The organism is Rhodanobacter umsongensis, assembly GCF_042654965.1.
Taxonomy (GTDB): domain Bacteria; phylum Pseudomonadota; class Gammaproteobacteria; order Xanthomonadales; family Rhodanobacteraceae; genus Rhodanobacter; species Rhodanobacter umsongensis.
The window spans coordinates 147,069-168,878 of sequence record NZ_JBHSMK010000008.1 but is presented as its reverse complement, the minus strand read 5'-3'; the positions used below and the strand labels follow the sequence as shown (position 1 = coordinate 168,878).

Below are 21,810 nucleotides of genomic sequence, written 5' to 3'. Positions count from 1 at the left end.
AGGGCCTGTCGTTCGGCCCGGTGGACCGCGTCTATGTGTACAACAGCACATTCAGCAATACGCACGGCACCAAACCGGAGCACGGCATCGACATCGAACCCCAGAGCCAGGGTCTGAGCCGGAACATCCGCATCGAAGCCAGCCGCATGATCGGCAACAACGGCAATGGACTGGAGATGAGCGCCAACGTGAGTGGGGTGGTGGTCAAATGGAGCACGCTCAAAGGCAACCATGGGTATGGCGCGTACATCCGGGCCACCGCCAGCAACGCCTGGATTGCAGGCAACCTGATCACGGAAAATGATTTCGACGGGATTTACCTGACGTCGCCCGCGCATGATGTGAAAATCACCAACAACAAGATCACCTACAACAGCACGCGCTGGTTCGTAACCAACAACAAGTCGATCTACACCCTGACCCGGAGCCCTCGCGATCTGGATATCGACCCACTCGCCCAGAACATCACGTTGTCCGGCAATACGCTTTCCCCGCAACCGTAACCGCCTCGGCGAGCGCGCTCGCCACAATGCTGCGATTGCTTCGCAGCGGCCTTGGGGAGGGTGTGAGACCAATCTAGCCGTCCCGAGCCAACGATCCGCCCCCATGCAGCATTCCCTCGGGATGCTGCATTTTTTTTCCATCGCGCGCGCAGATTCGCGTCGGGCGACTCTCCGTGGACTTGCACGCACGGGCATGGCGGGGCCTCTCTGGCGGCTCGTCTGAACTACGCGTCAGCGACGCGTCGCATATCGCTTCGGCGCCGCTGGTAGTTGCTGTTCTGTGATGCCGATCGGTTGGCGACCCGGCGTTCGATGAAGGTGTACTGCACCGATACGGGTGCGCCGCTCGCGGCACGACCGGATTGCTGCCTCAACCAGACACGCCTGTGCGCAGTTATGTAGATGAGTGTCAGCGCACTGAACGCGAGCAGATTGCTGCCCGCATTGAACATCCGGGTGAACGTGCCCAGATACGCCAGCGCGACGGCCAGCAAGACCAGGGCGGCGAGGGTGGTGCGCGGTGTGAGCCCCGCATTCAGCAAAAGATGGTGGATATGGCCACGGTCCGGCTTGAACGGCGATTTGCCCTCGCGCAGGCGGCGCACCATCACCGCAAGCGTGTCCAGCACCGGCAGCGCCACGCACCACAGCACATCGATGGTCGACAGGTGGGCGGGGTTGTCCTGGCTCAGTTTGATGAGTGTCCACGCCAGCACATAACCCACCATTACGCTGCCGGCATCGCCCAGGAAGATTTTCCTGCCGATCAATCCCAGATTCACGGCCAGATACGGCAGGAGCGCCGAAGCCATCAACAGCGGCAGCGTGATGCTGTGCCAACGCGAAGGGCCTTCGTAGGCGGCGATGGTTGCCACGCTCACCATGGTCAGCGCGCCGGCCAGTCCGTCGATGCCATCCATCATGTTGAACGCATTCAGCAGGCCGATGACCGCGATCAGGGTAAGCGGCACGCCAAAGACGCCCAGTTCCATTTCCACGCCAAACAGATGGCCGAGCGTGTGTATATGCACGCCGGTACATGCCACTACGGTGAGCACCGCGGCGGTCTGAACGAGCAGGCGGGGAAGCACGTCCAGCTCCCGGCGGTCGTCGATGGCGCCGACCAGAACCAGTACCGCCGCCGTCGCCAGGACATAACTGGCGAACGGATGCTCCTGACCTGCGACGAGCACGCCTGCCAGCACGCCGAAGAACGCGCATAGACCACCGATGACAGGAATGTTTCCCACATGCTTCTTGCGTTCGTTGGGCCGGTCGACCAGCCCGAGAACTTCCGCATAGCGGTACAGGAAAGCGATGGCAAATGCCGACGACGCAGCGGCGCTCGCAAGCGAGAGAAGTATTCGGTAAGGCAGCATGGGCAACATTCCTGATCGCTGAAGCAGCCATGGCCCGGGACCGGCACCACGCAGCCAGAGGACCTCACGCACGACAATCCGAGAGGTGATGGATCCCTGTTCCCGCAGCCCCAGCGATCGAGGCTGCGGAGAGACTAGGAAGGCGTCCGTCGATGCAGGGTCAAAAAAGCGTGATCGCGGTGCAGGCAGTCCGGCGCGGCACGAACTCCCGGGTCTGGCGTCCGATGTTTGTTACAGATGAGCGATCGGCGACGGGGGCGAATTGTTCGCCGCGCTGCGACGGCGGGATGACGGAACCAGGCGATGCGCAGGCCACCGCGCTTTCCGGTCACGGCATGCCCGGATCGAAGTCCGCTGGACGGCGCGCCGAAGATTCGAGGTTCGCGCAAGCATGGGATCGACTGGCGTTTAGGCACGCCGCATGGGCGATCAGTTGGAACTGCTACCGCTGTCCGGCACAATGTTGGGGTCGAAAGCGACTGGCTCTGGGGAAACCCTGGCCATCTCCGCTACCGTGGCAGCGGCGCTGGGCAGCCGTCGCTGGTCAGCCGTATTGGCTTGTACTGATCGGATGGTTTCCCGCCAGCGCGCGAATGACGGCGGGCGTTTGAATCCGCTTCAGTGTCGACGACAGCTGTTTTCAGAATTTCCGGTCTCCACCACAGGTCGCGCCGCCATGCTTTTGATGATCGACAACTACGATAGTTTCACCTTCAACCTCGTGCAGTACCTTGGCGAGTTGGGTCAAACGGTGAAGGTTGTGCGCAACGATGCGCTGGACATCGCCGGCATCCGTGCGCTGCGGCCATCGCACATCATGATTTCGCCGGGGCCAGGCACGCCGGATGATTCGGGCATGTCGCTGGATGTGCTGCGCGAACTGGCTGGCGACATTCCGGTGTTCGGTGTATGCCTGGGCCACCAGGCGATCGGCCAGGTGTTTGGCGGCAAGGTGATCCGCGCCAAACAGATCATGCATGGCAAGACCTCAGCTGTGCGGCATCACGGGCAGGGCGTATTCGCCGGTTTGCCGGATCCATTCGAGGCAACCCGCTACCACTCGCTCGTGGTGGAGCAATCGTCGTTGCCGGACTGCCTGGAAGTCACCGCATGGACGGAACACCCGGACGGTTCGATCGACGAGATCATGGGCCTGCGCCACAAGACGCTGGCCGTGGAAGGGGTGCAGTTTCATCCCGAATCGATCCTGACCCAGCACGGCCATGATCTGTTGCGCAACTTCCTCGGCTTGCCGTTGCGGCTGGCGGCATGAGCGCGGGCGTGATCGACAAGGCCGAGCGCGAGATCACGATCACACCGCAGGAAGCCCTGCAGCGCACGATCGAGCATCGCGAGATCTTCCACGACGAGATGATCGCGTTGATGCGCCAGATCATGAACGGCGAGGTGAGCCCGCTGATGACGGCGGCGATCATCACCGGCCTGCGCGTGAAGAAGGAAACCGTGGGCGAGATAACCGGTGCGGCGCGCGTGATGCGCGAGCTGTCGGCCAAGGTCGAGGCACCGCTGCACCCTCACTTTCTCGATATCGTCGGCACCGGTGGCGATGGGGCATCCAGCTTCAATATCTCCACCGCTGCCATGTTCGTGGCGGCGGCGGCCGGAGCGCGCGTGGCCAAGCACGGCGGTCGTAGCGTATCGTCGAAATCCGGCAGCGCCGATGTGCTGGAGGCGCTGGGCGCGTCCATCGATCTTGCACCGGCGCAGGTGGCGCGGTGCATGGTCGAAACCGACATCGGCTTCATGTTCGCGCCGAACCACCATCCGGCGATGAAGGTCGTGGCACCCGTGCGCAAGGAGATGGGCGTACGCACGCTGTTCAACATTCTCGGCCCGCTGACCAATCCGGCCGGTGCGCCGAACATCCTGATGGGCGTGTTCCATCCGGATCTGGTCGGCATCCAGGTGCGCGCGCTGCAGGCGCTCGGTGCGGACCACGCGATGGTGGTGTGGGGGCGCGACGGCATGGACGAAATTTCGTTGGGCGCGGCCACCTTGGTCGGCGAGTTGCGCCATGGCGTGGTGCGTGAGTACGAGATCGAGCCGGAGGATTACGGACTGGCGATGGCGTCAAGCCGCAACCTGCGCGTGGAAAATGCGGAGGAGTCCAAGGCGATGCTGCTGGATGCGTTGCGGGGCCACCGTGGCGTTCCGCATGACATCGTCTGCCTGAACGCCGGTGCGGCGCTGTACGCGGCAGATGTAGCCGATACCATCGCCGATGGCATCGAGCTCGCCCGCGTCACGATTGCCAGCGGTGCCGCGCATGCGAAAATGCAGGCCTTCGTGACAGCCACGCAGCGGCTTGCTGCGCGGGGCTAGATGTGCGGAAAGGTGCGCGCGCCTCGGCGAAGTGGCAGCATCGAAGCCTGGCGCGCGCAAAATGTTCTACAGACCCACGAGACGCCATGACCGACATCCTCAATCGCATTCTTGCCCGCAAGGCGGAAGAGATTGCCGAACGCCAGATCAAGCTGCCGCAGGGCGAGTTGATGGCACGCATCGCGCAGCTGCCGGCGACCCGGGGCTTCGCCGCGGCGATCGAAGCGAAGATCGCCGCCGGCTTGCCTGCGGTGATCGCCGAGGTGAAGAAGGCCAGCCCCAGCAAGGGCGTGATCCGCGCCAACTTCGACCCGGCGGCAATCGCGCGCAGCTACGAGGCGGCCGGCGCGGCTTGTCTGTCGGTGTTGACCGACAGTGATTTCTTTCAGGGCAGCGAGGCCTTTCTGCAGCAAGCCCGGGCGGCCTGTTCGCTGCCGCTGCTGCGCAAGGATTTCATCATCGACCCGTATCAGGTCTATGAAGCCCGCGCGATCGGCGCCGACTGCATCCTGCTGATCGTCGCTGCGCTGGATGACGATGTGCTACGGCAGTTGTCGCTGCTCGCCGCCGAGCTCGGCCTGGACGTGCTGTGCGAAGTGCATGACGAGGAGGAGCTGGAGCGTGCGCTGGCACTGCCGGTGCCCTTGATCGGCGTCAATAACCGCAACCTGCGCAGCTTCGAGACCTCACTGGAAACTTCGCTGGCCCTGCAGGAACTGATCGAGTACGACCGTGTGTTGGTGGCCGAGTCGGGCATTCACACGCCGGAGGATGTGGCACGTCTGCGCGAGGGCGGCATCCAGGCCTTTCTGGTCGGCGAGGCTTTCATGCGCGCCGACGACCCGGGCAGTGAGCTGCGACGGTTGTTCGGCACGCCGTGACCATCGGATGGAAGGAAGCCCCGTCCGCAGTGCCGGTGGCCACCGCGGAGGCGGACGCGTCATCGCCGCGGGTGGTGCTGTTCGATTTCGACGGTGTGCTGATCCAGGGCGATTCGTTCCATCTGTTCATGCGGGAGCGCTACCGGCGTTCGTTCTGGCGCCCCCTGCTGGCCTTGCTGGCCGCGCCGCTGCTGCTGGCGCAGTGGCCATTCTCGCGACAATTGCCGACGCTCTTGCTGGTGCGTATTGCCCTGCTCGGGCTGGGTGAGCGGCGCTACCAGGCGGCTGCGGGCGCGTTCGCCGATGTGCTGGCGCGGCGTCCCCGGCAGTTCTGCCGGGATGGCCTGCAGATGCTGCGCCGACATCAGGCGCAGGGTGATCGGGTGATCGTGGTGACCGGCTGCGAGCACGTCCTGGTCAGCGGCATCCTGGCGCAACTCGGCCTGACCCGACTTGAAATCGTCGCTTCGCAATTGCAGCCCGGTTGGCTGGGGATGCGTCTGCTGCGGCACAACGTCGGCCGTCGCAAGGTGCAGTCACTGGCTGAACTCGGTGTCACTGCCTGGCAGGTGGCCTACGGTGACTCGATGCATGACGTGGCGATGTTGAAGCAGGCGGGTGAGGCGGTGCTGGTGAACGGCACGCCCACGTTGTGCAAGAAGGTCGAGAAGGCGCTGGGTCGCGCGGTCACCCGGGTCGAGTGGTTCTAGCAGGCGCATCCTGCGCGCGAATGTTGTTTTCCACGTGACGGAAAGGCGTTCGCGAACGCGGTGCGTTCCTACCTCAGCATGTGCGCCAGCTGACCCAGGCTGATCAGCACGATCAGGCTGCCGACAGCCGCCATCACGGCGCGCTCGGGCAGATGCCGCACCAGCCACGCGGCGAACGGCGCGGCGATCACGCCACCGGTGAGCAGGCCCAGCACGATCGACCAGTGGCCGATGCCCACATGCCAGGCCAGGGTCGCCGACACGCATGCCGTCACCACGAATTCGGCGGCGTTGACCGAACCGATCGTGCTGCGCACGGCGCCGCCACGGGCGATCAGCGTGCTGGTGGTCAGCGGCCCCCAGCCGCCACCGCCGATCGCATCAAGCAGTCCGGCGAAGAAACCCAGCATGCCGCTGTGCTGCACCTGATGGCGTGTCATCCGCTTGCCGAACGCGCGCAGCAGCACCATGACGCCGAGAATCAGCAGATAGATGTTCACGAACGGCCGGATCGTTTCGCCCGGCACGCTGGCCAGGAAATACGCCCCCAGCACGCCGCCGATCGCACCGGGTATCGCCAGTTGCCAGAACAGTTTCCAGCGGACATTGCCGAACCACGCGTGGGAGGCGCCGGACACGCCGGTGGTGAACACTTCGGCGGTATGCACGGTGGCACTGGCCAGCGCCGGCGGCAGGCCCAGCGCCAGCAGGATCGAATTGGAGATCAGGCCATAGGCCATGCCGAGGGCGCCATCGACGATCTGGGCCAGCAGCCCCACGCCAGCAAAAGTCAGAAACTGCCCGTAGTCCAAGCGCTGCCTCGCAACCGATGGCGAGGAACCATCCTCCGCCGGGGGGCGTAAAAAACCGGTTCAATCGACGCCCGCGACGCCCGCGCGAGGGCGTCATTTCCCGGCGGATGCCTCAGCGGGTGCCGCGCACCACGATGGTCTTGCCGGCAACGTCGATCATCCGCTGTTCCTCCAGCTGCTTCAGGACGCGCCCGACCATCTCGCGCGAGCAGCCAACGATGCGGCTCACTTCCTGGCGCGAAATGCGGATCTGCGTGCCATCCGGATGAGTCATCGAATCCGGCTCCTGGCACAGGTCGAGCAAGGTTCGCGAGATGCGGTTGGTAACGTCCATGAAGGCCATCCGGCTGACCTGGCGCGAAGTGCGCAGCAGACGATTGGTAAGCTGCGAGCCGATCGCGAACAGGATCTTCGGGCACTCTTCGCGCAGCGGGCCTTCCATCAGCTGGAACAACCGCTCGTAGCTGATCTCGGCCATCTCGCACGGGGTGCGCGTGCGCACCATCGACTCGCGTTGCGCCTGTTCGACGAAAAGGCCCATCTCGCCGATGAACTGTCCCCGGCTGATGTAGGCCAGGATTAGCTCGCGGCCTTGTTCGTCCTCGGTGCACACCGCCAGTGAGCCGTCGATCACGTAGTAAAGCGTGTTGGCCGGATCGCCGGGGCGGATGATCGCGGTCTTGCCCGGATAGCGCCGGCGATGACACATCCCCAGGAATCGCTCCATGGCGGCCGGGTCGGGCGCAAAATTGAGCGGCGCCTGCGAGCGTTCAAAAGCTTGTTGGAGCTGATACTTGAGTTGCGCCACGATTACCCCCGACAGATGGCTGGCTGCGACGACTGTCGCCGCAAATGCAGCATGCCCATCCCTAGCCATCCTCGCAATCTTGGCATTATGGCAAACCTTGGCGGCTTGCCGCAGGTTCAATTTCTTTTCTTTTTGCCGCATACTTCGCGGTCTGCCGGATTCGGCGAGTCTGCCGCATGCCGTTCACAAGGGTCGTGCAGGCCTTGCCTGTACTTCACACCATACCGCGGGGACCCTTGTCGCTAACCCGCCTCTACTGCTGACCGAAGCACGGTCATGGAGAGCCGCCCGTGGTCAAACCACTTCCCCGTCTGCGCCTGCAGGGTTTCAACAACCTGACCAAGGCCTTGAGCTTCAACATCTACGACATCTGCTACGCGGTGTCCGAAGAGCAGCGCCGCCGCTACATCGAATATATCGATGAGCAGTATGACGCCGACCGTCTGACCCAGATTCTTACCGACGTGGCCGAGATCATCGGCGCCAACATCCTCAACATCGCACGCCAGGATTACGACCCGCAGGGCGCCTCGGTGACCATGCTGATCTCCGAGGAGCCGGTGGTCGAGAAGCTCGGCCGCGACACCATTTCCGGTGCCGTCGTCGCGCACATGGACAAGAGCCACATCACCGTCCACACCTATCCGGAAACGCATCCGCACAACGGTATCGCCACCTTTCGAGCGGACATCGACGTGGCCACCTGCGGCGTGATCTCGCCGCTGAAGGCGTTGAACTACCTGATCGACAGTTTCGAGTCGGACATCGTCATCGCCGATTACCGCGTGCGCGGCTTCACCCGCGACATCAAGGGCAAGAAGCACTTCATCGACCACAAGATCAACTCGGTGCAGGACTACCTGGCCAAGCACATCCGCCAGAAGTACGAGATGTTCGACGTCAACGTGTATCAGGAAAACATGTTCCACACGAAGATGCACATCAAGGACTTCGACCTCGACACCTATCTGTTCGAAGCGCATGCCGACGACCTCTCGTTCAAGGAGCGCCAGCGCATCGAGCAGCTGTTGCGTCGCGAGATCGAGGAACTCTTCCACGGCCGCAACCTGATGTGACGAAAACCCGCCGAAAGGCGGTTTTTTGCAGGAGCGCGCCCTTGTGCGCTCCTACACGCGGTACGCCACGGTCTTCATGACCATCGAGCCGAGATGCATCAGTTGCGGCAGCGGGAACGGCAGTTCGATGCCGCCGCGTTGCTCAGCCGCCTGCGCGTGACGGATCTCGTCGATCTGCATCTGCATCAGGACTGCGCGCGAGCGTTCATCCTGCACCGGCAGTTTCTCCAGATGCTCGGCCAGATGCGCTTCCACCTGGCGTTCGGTCTCGACCACGAAGCCGAGGCTGACCGGATCGCCGGCCATTGCGGCGACTGCGCCGATCGCATAACTGGCCGCATACCACAATGGGTTGAGCAGGCTGGGGCGGCTGTCCAGCTGTTGCAGTCGTTGCGCGCACCAGGCCAGGTGATCGGTTTCCTCGACGGCGGCATGCAGCAAGTGCTGGCGGTTGTCGAGGTTGCGCGCCAGCGCGGCCTGGCCGAAATACAGCGCCTGCGCGCAGACCTCGCCGGTATGGTTGACCCGCATCAGGCCGGCGGCGTGGCGCCGCTCGGAATCGTCCAGTTCCGCTTCGGACATGCCGGCGGCAGGCGAGGAGCGCTGCGCCTGCGGCGCACCGGCGATCGCCTCCAGCGCGCGTTCGCAGCCGATCAGCAGGCGGTCAAGCGGGCTCAGCGTGCGGATGGTCATGGGTAGTCCTGGCTCAGGGGTGTTGTTCCAGTTGTTGGGCCAGCAGGGTCAGCGGGTGCTGGCTGGGCCAGCGCAGGCCTTGCTGTTCGATACCGGCGTCCAGATGCAGGCGACAGCCGATATTGGACGACAACAGCCGCTGCGGTTCCAGCTCGGCGACTCGTCCCAGCGTCTCGTCACGAAGTTGCGCTGCGCGTCGCGGAAATTCCAGCAGATGGCTGCCGGCTGCGCCACAACAATATGGCGGCCGCGGCAGAGCCAGCACATCAAGCCTTGGTACCCGGCGCAGCAACCGCAGCAGGGCGGCATCGGTGCGCGCCACATTCATCTGCGTGCACGGCAGATGCAGTGCCACTCGTTCCGCCAGCGGACGAAAGCGGAGCTTGGCGGCGTGTTCGGCCAGCAGCTCCACCGGATCGACGACGCTTGCACCGGGCAACGCACGACGCAGGGCGCCGAGACAACCGGGCGTCACCGTAAGCAGATGGGTCGCACCACTCGCGACCCAGCTGCGACGCACCCTGGCCGCCGCCTGTTCTGCAGCGTCGGTGGCGCCGCCATGGAGATCCATCGCTCCGCAACAGAATGTCGGCAGCACGCTGACGTGGAAGCCCACGGCCTGCAACAGGGTAATTGCCGCCTGTTGCGCTTGCGCATCGTCGATACTGGCGACGCAGCCGGGGAACAGGGCGAGTCGCCGCCCGCCATCCGCTGGCTGCTGCCCGGCCCTGGCGCGGGAGGACGGCGTGCCTGCGGGAAGGTTGAGCAGGGCTGCCCGCCATGGCGAATGGTCGGGGAGCCGCCGCGCCAGCGCATTTTTCCAGTGCGACAGGGCAGTCCAGCGACCGATCCGGCGCAGCGCGCGCAGCAGCGCCGGCCGCCTTATCAGCATCAGCAACAAGCGTGGGCGTTGCGGAGAGGTGCCCAGTACGGCACGCGTTTCGATCAGCAGCTCACCGTACTTCACATGGGCAGGGCACACCGTCTCGCAGTTCAGGCAGCCCAGGCAGTGATCCAGGTGCTCGCGCAGAGCTGCCGTGGGTTCGGCGAGCCCGCGCGCCAGCGCCGAGGCGATCGCGATGCGACCTCGCGGCGACTCCGCCTCGTTCCGATCCAGTGCGTAGGTAGGGCACACCGGCAGGCACAACCCGCATTGCACGCAGTGGTCGGCCAGTTCGGCGATGCGCCCGGCAGGCGTGCGCATGGGGGACTTTTCAAGCGGCATGGTCATCATGCTATCATTGCCAGCTCACAGCCCGCCGGTCGGTGGGCTTGCGCCAAGAATGACGGCTCCGCTATCATCTCGCGCCTTTGATCCACCGATTACGCGTACCGCCTCACGGCGGCAGAACAGGTATTCTGAAATGAAAACGTTTAGCGCCAATGCAGACAACGTCAAGCGCGACTGGTTCGTGGTTGACGCCGCGGGCAAGACGCTCGGTCGCCTGTCGACCGAAATCGCCCGCCGCCTGCGCGGCAAGCACAAGCCGGAATACACCCCGCATTGCGATACCGGCGATTATATCGTCGTGATCAACGCGCAGAAGGTGCATGTCACCGGTGCCAAGCTGGACGACAAGAAGTACCACCGCTTCACGGGCTACATCGGCAACCTGAAGACCACCAGCTTGAAAGATCTGCTGGCAACCTACCCGGAGCGCGTCATCGAGATCGCCGTCAAGGGCATGCTGCCGAAGAACCCGCTGGGCCGCGAGATGTATCGCAAGCTCAAGGTCTATGGCGGCGCCGAGCATCCGCATACCGCACAGCAGCCGCAGGCGCTGGAAATCTAAGGAATCATCATGACGATCCAGCAGAACTACGGCACTGGCCGCCGCAAAACCTCCGCCGCCCGCGTGTTCCTGCGCAAGGGCAAGGGCGAGATCGTGGTGAACGGCAAGTCGCTTGAGGCATTTTTCGGCCGCGAGACCTCGTGCATGATCGTGCGCCAGCCGCTCGAACTGACCCAGAACACCGAGAAGTTCGACATCATGGTCACGGTCGCCGGCGGCGGCATCACCGGCCAGGCCGGTGCGATCCGCCTGGGCATCGCCCGCGCACTGATCGAGTACGATGAAACGCTGAAGTCGCCGCTGCGCAAGGCCGGTTTCGTGACCCGCGATGCGCGCGAAGTCGAGCGCAAGAAGGTCGGTCTGCACAAGGCACGTCGCGCCACACAGTTCTCCAAGCGCTGATTTCCCTGCCGGAATCGCGTTTGTCGGTTCGATGCATCCAAGTCAGAGCGCATCGATCCAGCTGTTTTTGGGAGATCGTCTAACGGTAGGACGACAGCCTCTGACGCTGTCTATCTAGGTTCGAATCCTAGTCTCCCAGCCAAACAAAAGAGCCCGCCTTCATGGCGGGCTCTTTTTGTTCGGCCGGGGAGATAAGGGGGCGGAGCAGGTTCGAAAATCGTCTGGAACGATTCTGGACAGCCGAAGCCCGGCCCCGCGCAGTGGGGTTTGGCCATGGATGGGCCAGACAATCCAAGTCTCCCAGCGCCCCGAACTGCGCTACGGCAACAACCCCTGTTCTATCGGGCGACGCGCGACCCTTCGGCATGGCTTCTCGCCGCGCTGAGGGTGAGCGGTTGACGCGACGTTTTTGTGCTCGGCAATTTGCGACGCGGCAACCGCCCTCGCGAGGACTTGCCTCTTCGGTTCCCGGACCCGGCAGCGTAAAATTCCCGCTTTCATTCCGCGATAAACCGATGACCTCCGAAACTCACAAACCGGCGGCGCCGTCGGGTGTGCGCCTGGAAGGCAGCACCGACGCGTTGCCCCTGTCGCCATCGCTCGGCGTGACGCTGGACGCCACCCGCATGCCGCGGCGTTCCACGCTCGTGGATCGCCGTGTACTGCGCATCACCGCCGTGGCGGTGGTGCTGGGCGTGGCCGCGGCGTTCATTGCGCGCATCCTCACTGCGTTGATCGGGTTGGTGACCAACCTGGCGTTCTACGGCCGGATCTCGACGGCATTTTCCTCGCCGGCTGATCATCATCTCGGCGCATGGGTGATCGCGGTGCCGGTGATCGGCGGACTGATCGTGGGGGTGATGGCGCGCTGGGGTTCGCGCGCGATCCGTGGTCACGGTATTCCCGAGGCGATGGAGCAGGTGCTGCTGAACGAGTCGAAGATACCGCCACGAATCACTTTTCTGAAGCCGATATCCTCGGCGATCGCGATCGGCACCGGCGGACCGTTCGGCGCGGAAGGCCCGATCATCGCCACTGGCGGCGCGCTGGGTTCGTTCATCGGCCAGTTGCTGCACGTGACCGGCGCGGAGCGCAAGGTGCTGCTGGCGGCCGGTGCGGCGGCAGGCATGGCCGCGGTATTCGGCTCCCCCGTCGCGGCGGTGGTGCTGGCGATCGAACTGCTGCTGTTCGAACTGCGTCCGCGCTCGTTGATTCCGGTAGCGCTGGCCACCGTGGCGGCCACCGGCGTGCGGTACGCGATGGTGGGGTCGGCGCCAGTGTTCGCGATGCCGACGCTGGCCGCGCCGGGCTTGCTGGCACTGCTCTCCTACGTCGGTATCGGCGCTGTGCTGGGCCTGATCAGCGTGGGCGTGACGCGGCTGGTCTACGGTATCGAGGATGTGTTCGAGAAGCTGCCGATCCACTGGATGTGGTGGCCGGCGATTGGCGGCGTGGCGGTGGGCGTAGTCGGCTATTTCGCCCCGCTGACGTTGGGCGTGGGCTACAGCAACATCGAAGACATCGTGTCCGGCCGGTTGACCTTGCAGGCGCTGGCGTTCCTGTGCGTGATGAAATTCCTGTCGTGGTCGATCGCGTTGGGCAGCGGCACTTCGGGCGGTACGCTGGCACCCTTGTTCACTATTGGCGGCGCACTGGGCGCCCTGCTCGGCCTGGCTATCGCGGCGCTCGCGCCGCAGTTCGGCATCGATCCGCGGATCGCCGCACTGGTGGGCATGGCGGCGATCTTTGCCGGTTCGGCGCGCGCTCTGCTGACGGCCGTGGTGTTTGCCTTCGAGACCACCGGCCAGCCAGCCGGCCTGTTGCCGCTGCTTGGTGGCTGCACGGCGGCCTACCTGATCTCCGCACTGATGATGCGCAACACCATCATGACCGAGAAGATCGCCCGCCGCGGCGTGCGCGTGCCGGCCGAATACGCGGCCGACTATCTTGATCAGGTGGTGGTGCGCGACGCGTGCACGCACGATGTGGTGACCCTGCGCACCACGCAGACGCTGGCCGAGGTGCGCCGCTGGTTCAACGAAGGGCTGCCTGACATGCAGCACCAGGGCTACCCGGTGATCGACGAAGCCGGACACGTGCGTGGTGTGCTGACCCGCCGTACCCTGCTTGACCCGCAGTGGCACTACACGCTGTCGCTGGGTGAGCTGGTGCTGCGCGAGCCGATCGTGGTGAAGGAGAGCCATTCGTTGCGCGAGGCGGCCGACCACATGGTGGCGCAGAACGTCGGCCGCCTGATCGTGGTGGGTGACGAATCCCCGCACGCACTGGTCGGCATCCTTACCCGCGGCGACATTCTCACCGCACATGGCCAGCGCCTGCAGGAGGCGCGTCAGTCAGGGCGCTACCTGCATTTTCGCAAGGGACGCGTGGTGAAGCGCCCGGTCAGGCCGGCTGGCGGCTGAGGCTGGCGGGCCGCGCCGTCACATCTCGCGATCGCCGATCAGCACCACGTCGGCGGGTCGGCGCGCGAACAGGCCGACGGTGACGATGCCGGGCAGCTGGTTGAGCTCGCTTTCCAGCGCGGCCGGGTCAGCGATCTGCCAGCCGTGCACGTCGATGATCCAGTTGCCGTTGTCGGTGACCACGCCGTCGCGCCAGACCGGCTGGCCGCCGCGCTTGGCGATCTCGCGGCCGATCAGGCTGCGCGCCATCGGGATCACCTCGATCGGCACCGGAAATTTGCCGAGCAGCTCGACCCGCTTGCTGGAATCGATGATGCAGACGAACTTCTCGCTGGCTGCGGCGACGATCTTCTCGCGGGTCAGCGCAGCGCCGCCGCCCTTGATCAGACGCTTGTACGGGTCGCATTCGTCGGCGCCATCGACGTAGATCGCCAGCGGGCCGGCGGCGTTGAGATCGAGCACCGGGATGCCGAGTTTCTTCAGCTGTGCAGTGGACTGTTCGGAACTGGACACCGCGCCCTGGATGCGGTCCTTCAGGTCGGCCAGCGCGTCGATGAAGAACGCCACGGTGGAGCCGGTGCCGACGCCGACGATGGCACCATCCTCGACGTAGCGGACCGCGGCTTCGCCGGCGAGTTTCTTTTCGTTTGCTTGGCTCATGCGGCGCATTCCGTGGAGGTGGGTGGTTTCAGGTTTCCCCGCTCACGCGACGACTTCGCGGCAGCGGGCTTCAATCATTCCAGCGCGAGGATATATTTCCACTCGGCGGCCCCCACGGGCATCACCGACAACCGGTTGCCCTTGCGCAGCAGCGGCATGTCCTCCAGCGCACCGTGTCCTTTGAGCTCGTCCAGCGTGATCGTGCGCTTGAGCTTCTTGACGAACTTCACGTCGACCAGCATCCAGCGCGGTTCTTCGCGCTTGCTGGCGGGATCGAAGTACTTGCTCTTGGCGTCGAACTGACTGGGATCCGGATACGCGTCGGACGCGACCTCGGCGATACCGACAATGCCCGGCTCGGCGCAGTTCGAGTGATAGAAGAACACCTTGTCGCCAGGCCGCATGCCATCGCGCATGAAGTTGCGCGCCTGGTAGTTGCGCACGCCGTCCCAAGCTTCCACGCGCCTGCGCCTGAGATCGTCGATCGAGAACGCTTCAGGCTCGGATTTCATCAGCCAATGTCGGATGGGGCGTCCGGTCATGCAGTGGGCTCCCGGTGGCAATCGATCAGCTCGCGATCGGTGGCAATGAAATCAAGCGCAACATCCCAGGATTCCTCATTGACGATTTCCAGTTCCTGGAAATCGTAGGCGATACCGACCAGCAGCGGCTCGGTCGGGCGCACTTGTTCGTTGAGGAAGGCGAAGCTGCGGTCGTAGTAGCCGCCGCCTTGGCCAAGTCGATGGCCGCGACGGTCGAAGCCCAGCAACGGCACGAACACCAGGTCCAGCTGGAACGGCTCGAACAACTCGGCCGGTTCGACCGGTTCCGGGATGCCGTAACGGTTCGGCTCCACGGCATCGCCGGATTGCCACGGCGCGAATCGCAGGTGCTTGTGCTTGCCGAGTACGGGAAGCAGGAACTGCTGGCCGCGCGCAGCCAGCGGCGGAATCACCAGGTTCAGCGGCAGCTCGCCGTGGCTGGCCCAGTAGCCGGCCACGCGGGCGTCGGTCAGGTATTCGGGCAATTGTCCGAGGCTGCGACGCAGGCCTTGCGCGGCGCTCATGCGTTCGGGCGGGGAGAGTGCGCTGCGGCGTTCGGCCAGGTTGCGGCGCAGTTCGCGGCGTTGGGCGGTGGCGTCCACGTGTCGCGCGTCTCCCGTCAAAAGCGCGCCCGGCGGACGTCGCTGCGAGCGAATGGTTGCGGCGTGCCTCGACGCCGCTGAACATCGACGCCCGGTTGCCGCCAGTGAGGGCAGCCGGGCAGGGAATGAAGTGGCGTCAACCGCGATGCCGCTGCCCACCAAACGACCTTGATCCAAGATGGATCAGGTGGGAGGGCTACATTGGTCTCGAGGCTTTCCGCACATGGCGGACATGCACAACAACCGATGTGAAACCGACCCGGGGCCGTATTTAGGAACAAGGCAAATGTAAGAGTGTGCTGGCGCACATCGCAGAAAACGCCGAGACCGATTTTAGGCGCTTGGGCCGCAATGTGCCACTGGGGAGCGACAGTCCGGGTTCATCCGGCGGATGAACCATGGCCGGTACGGTGCCGTACCGTTCAACGCTTCGGCGGATCGCTCTCGAGCGCGGCATCCAGCTTGCTGCGCAGGGCGGCGAGGCCATCGCTGATGCGCTGCTCCTGGCCGTCATGTTGCTTGCGCAAAGTCAGGAACTCATGGGCGACGCTGATGGCGGTAAGCACCGCCAGTCGTTCGAAGCTCGGCGCCTTGGCATTGGCTCGCAGTTCGCGCATCTTGCGATCGAGAAAGCCGGCCGCCTCAAGCAGGCCATCGCGCTCTTCCGGCGCGCAGGCGATCAGGAATTCGCGGTCGATGAGTCGCAGCGCGACGGGTTCACTGCTGGACATGGGATCTGTCAACCGTTGCTTTCAAGCGATTTCAGCCGCTGGATCATCGCCTCGACGCGGCCACGTGCCTGCTCGTTGCGTGCCAGCAAACCCGCGCGCTCGCCGGACAACTGCTCCTGACTGTGGCGCAGGCTGCGGTTTTCTTCGGTGAGCCGACGCACGGTATCGAGCAGCCGATCCAGCTGCTGACCCAGGGCGACCAGTTCCTGGTGGACCGGGTCGGAATGAACGGGATTGGGCGTACTCATGCGCGAAACTATAACAGGCTGCTGGCGGAAATCAGCCGTCGCCGGCAGGGTTTGGTGGGGTGGCCCGATGCCTGCATTAAACTGGCGGTCATTCCTTTGAAGGAGCAGTGGCATGACCACTACCGGGCCCGTGGAACACGACGATATCGACGCGCTGATCATGCGCCTGCGGCTGGGCACCGAGGCGAGCGAACTGCACGGTTCGCTCTGCGGTTACCTGGCCGGCGGCGGCTCGTTGCGCGGCACCTCGGTGCTGGGCGCGCTGCAGCTGGAGGGCGATGGCGTCGACCCGTCACCGGATGATCAGGCGCTGTTGCAACGTCTGGCCGATCAGTGCGAAGCCGAGCTGGCCGATCCCGAACTGGGCTTCGAGCCCTCGCTGCCCGCCGACGATCGCCCGCTGAGCGAGCGCGCCGACGCGATGGTCGACTGGTGCCGCGGATTCCTCGGCGGCTTCGGCCTTGCCGGCACCGCCGCACACGCGCAGTTATCGGAAGAAGCGCAGGAAGTCCTGCGTGACCTCGGCACGGTCGCCGGATCGTCGTTCGATTTCGGCAACGAAACCGAGGATGAGGACGCCTTGATCGAGGTGCAGGAGTTCGTGCGGGTTGCCGCCATGCTGCTGCACACCGAAAGCGCTGCGCACGACCCGTCCGCCAGCGGCACCGTGCATTGATCCCCGACAACGTGTCCGCGCTGGCGGTGCTGGCGATCACTCCGGACGAGTTCGCGCGCCGTCGCCGCCAGCTGATGCAGATGGCCGGCGAAGACGCCGTGCTGCTGGTCGCCGCCGCGCCCGAGCGCATGCGCAACGCCGACGCGGCATGGCCTTACCGACAGGATTCGGATTTCCACTACCTCGCCGGTTTCGCCGAAGCCGACGCGGTGCTCGCGCTTCTGCCTGGCCGCAAGCATGGCGAGGTGGTGCTGTTCTGCCGCGAACACGATCCGGCACGCGCGCGCTGGCACGGTCCGTCGATCGGCACCGAGCGCGCCGTGACCGACTACGGCATGGACGACGCCTTTCCCATCGATGACATCGACGACATCCTGCCGGGCATGATCGAGGGACGCGGCCGCGTGTATTGCCATTTCGGCCGCGAGCCGGAATTCGATGCGCAACTGCTCGGCTGGATGCGCCGCCTGCGCCAGTTGCGCGGCGGCGGCGTGGTGCCCAAGGAGTTCGTGGCGCTCGGCCATCTGCTGCACGATCTGCGGCTGTACAAGTCGCGCGCCGAGCTGAAGCTGATGCGCGCCTCGGCCGCCATCGCGGTCGATGCGCATGTGGCCGCCATGCAGGTCGCCACGCCCGGCCGGCTGGAGTACGAAGTCGAGGCCGAGTTGCTGCGGGTGATGCGCAGCCGCGGTGCGGTGCCGGCCTTCGCGCCGATCATCGCCGGCGGAGCGAACGCGTGCGTGATGCACTACCAGAGCCACCGCGCGCCGCTGCGGGAAGGCGAACTGCTGTTGATCGACGCCGGCGCCGAACTGGACTGCTATGCGTCCGACATCACCCGCACGTTTCCGGTCAACGGTCGCTACAGCCGCGAGCAGCGCGCGCTGTACGAAGTGGTGCTGGCCGCGCAGCTGGCGGCGATCGACGAAGTGCAGCCGGGCCGGCCGTTCGGTGCCGCACACGCGGCAGCCGTGCGTGTGCTGGCCGAAGGCCTGTGCGAACTCGGTTTGCTCAAGGGCGATGCCGACACGGCGATCGCCGACGGCAGCTACCAGCGCTACTTTCCGGCCAAGACCGGCCACTGGCTGGGGCTGGACGTGCACGACGTCGGCGACTACCGGGTCGGCGGCGAATCGCGCCTGCTCGAACCGGACATGGTGCTGACGGTGGAGCCGGGCCTGTACGTGCCGCTGGATGACCGCTCGGTGGCCGAGCGCTGGCGCGGCATCGGCATCCGCATCGAGGACGACGTGGCGGTGACCCGCGACGGCAACGAAGTGCTCAGCGCCGGGGTGCCGCGCGAGCCGGATGTGATCGAGGCGCTGCTGGCCGGACGCTCGGCTGCCTAGATCACTTCGTCCGACAATTCCGAGTCATTGCGCAGCCGGTTCGCCTCGTCGGCAGCGTGCACCTCGTACCACATCGCATTGAGGATCGCGAAGGCACACGCCAGGCCCAGCCCGAGGATCCATGAGAAATACCACATCAGCCCATACTCCCTTCAATAGCCGCCGTGCGCCTTGCGCACCTGCTCCAGCGTGACCCGTCCGCGCATCACCCGATACACCCAGCCGGTGTAGAGGATGACAACCGGCAGCAGCACAAGGGTGACCAGCAGCATCAAGTGCAGCGTGCCGCGACTGGACGAAGCATCCCACACGGTGAGGCTGGAGCGCGGGTCGAGACGGGACGGCAGCAGGAACGGAAACAGCGCGAAGCCGGCCGAGGCGATCGTGCCGCCCACCATCAGGCTGCTGGCGATGAAACCGGCCACGCTGCGCCGGCCGACCAGCGCCTGCACTCCGACCGCCGCGGCCAGCGCCAGCAGCGGCGCCGCCCAGAACCACGGGTACTGCATGTAGCCGGCAAACCAGCTGCTGCCTTGGGCGACCTGCTTGTACAGCGGATTGGAAACGCCCGCAGTCACCACCGGGCCGATGATCGCGTAGCCGGGTATGCCGTAGGCCAGCCATACGCCGGCCAGCACGTACATCACGGCAAACACCAGGGTCGCCCAGCGCGCGATCACCACCGCGCGCGCGGCGATGGCGTGGTCGGCCTTCAGCGCGGCGAAGCAGGCGCCATGCGCCAGCAGCATGCCCAGCGAGACCAGCCCGCACAGCAGCGCGAAGGGATGCAGCAAGTCGATGAAGCCGCCATGCCAGCTCATGCGCAGGTCGTCGTCGAAGCGGAACGGCAGGCCGATGAACAGGTTGCCGAAGGCGATGCCGGCTACCAGCATCACCGCCAGCCCGGAGCCGGTGAGCACCCAGTCCCACAGCGAGGCCCAGCGCGGGTCGTGGACCTTGCCGCGGAAGTTGAAGCCGACCGGGCGCAGGATCAACGCCAGCAGCACCAGCGCGATGGCGAAGTACATGCCGGAAAACGACACCGCGTAAAGCATCGGCCACGCCGCGAACGTGGCGCCGCCGGCGAGGATGAACCAGACCTGGTTGCCTTCCCAGGTCGGCTCGATGCCTTCCAGCAGCACCTTGCGTTCCTCGTTGTCGCGGCCCAGCACCTTGAGCAGGCCGGCGACGCCGAAGTCGAAGCCGTCCATGATCGCGAAGCCGATCAGCAGCGTGCCGAGCAAGGCCCACCAGATCACCCGCAGCGTGGCGTAGTCGAACATGGCGATATCCTCAGTGCTGGCCGGATGGCGTGGCGGCTACCGCCGGGGGCCAGATGCCCAACCCGTCCGGCCCCTTGCGCACGAACTTCAGCATCAGGAACACGTCGATGATCGCCAGCGCGGTGTAGAAAAACACGAAGCCGCCGAGCGACGTCAGCACCTGGCCGGCGCTGACCGACGACACGCCCAGCGCCGTCGGCAGCACACCATCGATCGCCCACGGCTGGCGCCCGTATTCGGCCACGATCCAGCCCAGCTCGATCGCGATCCACGGCAGCGGCAGACTCCACAACGCCAGGCGCAGGTACCAGCGCCGGCTGTCCAGCGTGCGCGTGCTGGCCTTCCAGAACGAGAACGCGAACAGCGCAATGAAATAGAAACCGCAGCCGACCATGATGCGGAACGCCCAGAACAGCACAGGCACGTTCGGGATGGTGCTGTCGGCGGCCTTCTGGATGTCCGCCGGCGTGGCCTGGCGCGGGTCGTCGACGTATTTTTTCAGCAGCAAGGCATAGCCCAGATCCTGGTCGTGCGCGGCCAGCGTGGCCCTGGCCTGCGCATTGTCCTTGTCCTGGCGCAGCATCAGCATCGCGTCGTAGGCCTGGATGCCGTTGCCGATGCGGCCCTTGGCGGCATCCACCAGTTCGGCGATGCCGGGCATCGTTTCGTCGAGCGAACGGGTGCCGATCAGGCCCATCACCCACGGAATCTTCACCGCGAAGTGGGTGGTGCGCTGGCCCACGTCGGGAACGCCGAACAGGGTGAACGCGGCCGGCGCCGGCTCGGTGTGCCACATCGCCTCGATCGCCGCCATCTTCATCTTCTGATTGAGCGACACGGTGTAGCCGGAGGCATCACCCAGCACCACCACCGACAGCGCCGCCGCCAGCCCGAAGCTCGCCGCCACCGTCATCGAGCGCTTGGCGAAATCCACGTTGCGTCCGCGCAGCAGGTACCACGCGCTGATCGACAGCACGAACATCGCACCCAGCACATAGCCGGCGCTCACCGTGTGCACGAATTTTTCCTGCGCCACCGGATTGAAGAACACCTCGGAGAACGAAGTCACTTCCATGCGCATGGTCGCCGGGTTGAACTCCGAACCGACCGGATGCTGCATCCATGCATTCGCGATCAGGATCCACAGCGCCGACAGGCTGGTGCCCAGCGCCAGGAACCACGTCACCAGCAGGTGCTTGATGGGCGATATGCGCTCCCAGCCCATGAAGAACACGCCGACCAGGGTGGCTTCGAGGAAGAACGCCATCAGGCCCTCGATCGCCAGCGGTGCACCGAAGATGTCGCCGACGTAGTGCGAGTAGTACGCCCAGTTCATGCCGAACTGGAACTCCATCGTCACCCCGGTGGCCACGCCCATCGCGAAGTTGATGCCGAACAGCACGCCCCAGAACTGCACCATGCGCTTCCATACTTCACGCCCGGTCATCACGTAGACGCTCTCCATGATGGCCAGCATCCACACCAGCCCCAGCGTCAGCGGCACGAACAGGAAGTGGTACAGCGCGGTCAGCGCGAACTGCAGGCGCGACAGCGTGACGACGTCGGCGTCGATCAGGATCATGGCTGGGCTTCCGGCGGTGCGTGGGCGGTGGGGGCCAGCCGCTGTGCGATCGCATCCGGGCTGACGTCGGGTTTCGGCTGCGGCGCGAACACCACCCACCAGATCAACGCGAGCGCCGCGACCTTCAGCGCGACGATGCCGAACAGCTCAAGCGTCAGCCGCTGCAGCGGCCGTCGCGGTGCGCTGAAGCTTTCGGGTGGAGCGTTGGAGGCCGCGGAGCGGGACATGCGACGGATCCGTGCATTACCTGCCCATCAGCATACGCCGCTGCGGTGTGGTGACGATGTGGACGAATGTCGCAGCACACATCGTAC

Annotated in this window: 25 protein-coding genes, 1 tRNA gene and 1 other RNA gene; 12 read left to right on the top strand and 15 right to left on the bottom strand. The window is 65.1% G+C overall.

What is annotated here, in order from left to right; translation table 11 throughout:
• Positions 1-503: right-handed parallel beta-helix repeat-containing protein (locus ACFPME_RS12680; protein ID WP_377305843.1), on the top strand; the 503-nt coding region annotated here is incomplete at its 5' end.
• Positions 504-727: 224 nt separating this feature from the next.
• On the opposite strand, the gene ACFPME_RS12675 is transcribed toward ACFPME_RS12680, so the two are convergent.
• Positions 728-1,882, bottom strand: coding sequence for an MraY family glycosyltransferase (locus ACFPME_RS12675; protein WP_377305841.1), 1,155 nt, complete (start codon positions 1,880-1,882; stop codon positions 728-730).
• 676 nt (positions 1,883-2,558) lie between these two features.
• On the opposite strand from ACFPME_RS12675, the gene ACFPME_RS12670 reads away from it, so the two are divergent.
• From ACFPME_RS12670 to ACFPME_RS12655, 4 genes are all read left to right on the top strand, one after another.
• Positions 2,559-3,155, top strand: coding sequence for an anthranilate synthase component II (locus ACFPME_RS12670; protein ID WP_377305855.1), 597 nt, complete (start codon positions 2,559-2,561; stop codon positions 3,153-3,155).
• The gene (gene trpD / locus ACFPME_RS12665; RefSeq protein ID WP_377305839.1) at positions 3,152-4,225 is read left to right on the top strand and encodes an anthranilate phosphoribosyltransferase; all 1,074 of its coding nucleotides are present in this window, start codon (positions 3,152-3,154) and stop codon (positions 4,223-4,225) included. Before ACFPME_RS12670 ends, trpD begins: the two co-directional genes overlap by 4 nt.
• Positions 4,226-4,311: 86 nt before the next feature.
• Positions 4,312-5,106 (top strand): indole-3-glycerol phosphate synthase TrpC, encoded by a 795-nt coding sequence (trpC, locus tag ACFPME_RS12660; protein ID WP_377305837.1) that lies wholly within the window; start codon positions 4,312-4,314, stop codon positions 5,104-5,106.
• A 2-nt stretch (positions 5,107-5,108) separates the two neighbouring features.
• Positions 5,109-5,816 carry an HAD family hydrolase gene (locus ACFPME_RS12655; RefSeq protein ID WP_377305853.1) on the top strand — a complete coding sequence of 236 codons (708 nt, stop codon included), beginning with the start codon at positions 5,109-5,111 and terminating at the stop codon, positions 5,814-5,816.
• Positions 5,817-5,884: 68 nt separating this feature from the next.
• On the opposite strand, the gene ACFPME_RS12650 is transcribed toward ACFPME_RS12655, so the two are convergent.
• A complete protein-coding gene (locus ACFPME_RS12650) occupies positions 5,885-6,628 on the bottom strand; it encodes a sulfite exporter TauE/SafE family protein (protein ID WP_377305835.1) in 744 nt (247 codons plus the stop codon).
• Positions 6,629-6,740: 112 nt separating this feature from the next.
• A complete protein-coding gene (crp, locus tag ACFPME_RS12645; RefSeq protein WP_377305832.1) occupies positions 6,741-7,355 on the bottom strand; it encodes a cAMP-activated global transcriptional regulator CRP in 615 nt (204 codons plus the stop codon).
• 371 nt (positions 7,356-7,726) lie between these two features.
• Between crp and speD the strand changes: the two genes are divergently transcribed.
• Complete coding sequence (gene speD, locus ACFPME_RS12640) at positions 7,727-8,512, top strand: adenosylmethionine decarboxylase (protein WP_113723501.1); 786 nt, start codon at positions 7,727-7,729, stop codon at positions 8,510-8,512.
• Between the two features lie 51 nt (positions 8,513-8,563).
• Here the strand turns inward: speD and coq7 are convergent, their stop codons facing one another.
• Together coq7 and ACFPME_RS12630 are read right to left on the bottom strand one after the other, a co-directional pair.
• A complete protein-coding gene (gene coq7, locus ACFPME_RS12635) occupies positions 8,564-9,205 on the bottom strand; it encodes a 2-polyprenyl-3-methyl-6-methoxy-1,4-benzoquinone monooxygenase (RefSeq protein WP_377305829.1) in 642 nt (213 codons plus the stop codon).
• A 13-nt stretch (positions 9,206-9,218) separates the two neighbouring features.
• On the bottom strand, positions 9,219-10,409 hold the full coding sequence (locus ACFPME_RS12630; RefSeq protein ID WP_377305827.1) for a (Fe-S)-binding protein: 1,191 nt from the start codon (positions 10,407-10,409) through the stop codon (positions 9,219-9,221).
• Positions 10,410-10,569: 160 nt separating this feature from the next.
• Here ACFPME_RS12630 and rplM point away from each other — a divergent pair, with 160 nt between their 5' ends.
• From rplM to ACFPME_RS12610, 4 genes are all read left to right on the top strand, one after another.
• Entirely contained in the window at positions 10,570-10,998 is a 429-nt protein-coding gene (gene rplM, locus ACFPME_RS12625) for a 50S ribosomal protein L13 (protein ID WP_149364958.1), read from the top strand.
• 9 nt (positions 10,999-11,007) lie between these two features.
• Entirely contained in the window at positions 11,008-11,400 is a 393-nt protein-coding gene (rpsI, locus tag ACFPME_RS12620; RefSeq protein WP_113723497.1) for a 30S ribosomal protein S9, read from the top strand.
• 68 nt (positions 11,401-11,468) lie between these two features.
• A tRNA-Gln gene (locus tag ACFPME_RS12615) sits at positions 11,469-11,542 on the top strand.
• 373 nt (positions 11,543-11,915) lie between these two features.
• On the top strand, positions 11,916-13,823 hold the full coding sequence (locus tag ACFPME_RS12610; protein WP_377305823.1) for a chloride channel protein: 1,908 nt from the start codon (positions 11,916-11,918) through the stop codon (positions 13,821-13,823).
• 18 nt (positions 13,824-13,841) lie between these two features.
• Here the strand turns inward: ACFPME_RS12610 and rpiA are convergent, their stop codons facing one another.
• From rpiA to ACFPME_RS12580, 6 genes are all read right to left on the bottom strand, one after another.
• A complete protein-coding gene (rpiA, locus tag ACFPME_RS12605) occupies positions 13,842-14,483 on the bottom strand; it encodes a ribose-5-phosphate isomerase RpiA (RefSeq protein WP_377305821.1) in 642 nt (213 codons plus the stop codon).
• A gap of 74 nt (positions 14,484-14,557) precedes the next feature.
• Positions 14,558-15,025: an EVE domain-containing protein gene (locus ACFPME_RS12600; RefSeq protein WP_377305819.1), complete on the bottom strand. Its 468-nt coding sequence runs from the start codon at positions 15,023-15,025 to the stop codon at positions 14,558-14,560.
• Positions 15,022-15,627, bottom strand: a complete 606-nt coding sequence (locus ACFPME_RS12595; RefSeq protein ID WP_377305817.1) for a 5-formyltetrahydrofolate cyclo-ligase — start codon at positions 15,625-15,627, stop codon at positions 15,022-15,024. The genes ACFPME_RS12600 and ACFPME_RS12595 overlap by 4 nt, the downstream gene beginning before the upstream one ends.
• 133 nt (positions 15,628-15,760) lie before the next feature.
• Positions 15,761-15,948, bottom strand: a non-coding RNA gene (gene ssrS, locus ACFPME_RS12590) — 6S RNA.
• 101 nt (positions 15,949-16,049) lie between these two features.
• Positions 16,050-16,358, bottom strand: a complete 309-nt coding sequence (locus ACFPME_RS12585; protein ID WP_377305815.1) for a cell division protein ZapA — start codon at positions 16,356-16,358, stop codon at positions 16,050-16,052.
• Between the two features lie 8 nt (positions 16,359-16,366).
• Positions 16,367-16,606, bottom strand: coding sequence for a TIGR02449 family protein (locus ACFPME_RS12580; protein ID WP_377305813.1), 240 nt, complete (start codon positions 16,604-16,606; stop codon positions 16,367-16,369).
• 112 nt (positions 16,607-16,718) lie between these two features.
• Between ACFPME_RS12580 and ACFPME_RS12575 the strand changes: the two genes are divergently transcribed.
• Complete coding sequence (locus tag ACFPME_RS12575) at positions 16,719-17,282, top strand: UPF0149 family protein (protein WP_377305811.1); 564 nt, start codon at positions 16,719-16,721, stop codon at positions 17,280-17,282.
• Positions 17,282-18,631: an aminopeptidase P N-terminal domain-containing protein gene (locus ACFPME_RS12570; protein WP_377305851.1), complete on the top strand. Its 1,350-nt coding sequence runs from the start codon at positions 17,282-17,284 to the stop codon at positions 18,629-18,631. Before ACFPME_RS12575 ends, ACFPME_RS12570 begins: the two co-directional genes overlap by 1 nt.
• Here ACFPME_RS12570 and cydX read toward each other — a convergent pair.
• Genes cydX through cydP form a run of 4 tightly spaced genes read right to left on the bottom strand, consistent with a single transcriptional unit; the run spans position 18,628 to position 21,723 of the window.
• Positions 18,628-18,768 carry a cytochrome bd-I oxidase subunit CydX gene (gene cydX, locus ACFPME_RS12565; RefSeq protein ID WP_377305808.1) on the bottom strand — a complete coding sequence of 47 codons (141 nt, stop codon included), beginning with the start codon at positions 18,766-18,768 and terminating at the stop codon, positions 18,628-18,630. The genes ACFPME_RS12570 and cydX overlap by 4 nt on opposite strands.
• Positions 18,769-18,783: 15 nt before the next feature.
• The gene (gene cydB, locus ACFPME_RS12560) at positions 18,784-19,914 is read right to left on the bottom strand and encodes a cytochrome d ubiquinol oxidase subunit II (RefSeq protein ID WP_377305805.1); all 1,131 of its coding nucleotides are present in this window, start codon (positions 19,912-19,914) and stop codon (positions 18,784-18,786) included.
• A 10-nt stretch (positions 19,915-19,924) separates the two neighbouring features.
• Positions 19,925-21,496 (bottom strand): cytochrome ubiquinol oxidase subunit I, encoded by a 1,572-nt coding sequence (locus tag ACFPME_RS12555; protein ID WP_377305803.1) that lies wholly within the window; start codon positions 21,494-21,496, stop codon positions 19,925-19,927.
• Complete coding sequence (cydP, locus tag ACFPME_RS12550; RefSeq protein WP_377305801.1) at positions 21,493-21,723, bottom strand: cytochrome oxidase putative small subunit CydP; 231 nt, start codon at positions 21,721-21,723, stop codon at positions 21,493-21,495. Before cydP ends, ACFPME_RS12555 begins: the two co-directional genes overlap by 4 nt.
• Between the last annotated feature and the right edge of the window lie 87 nt (positions 21,724-21,810).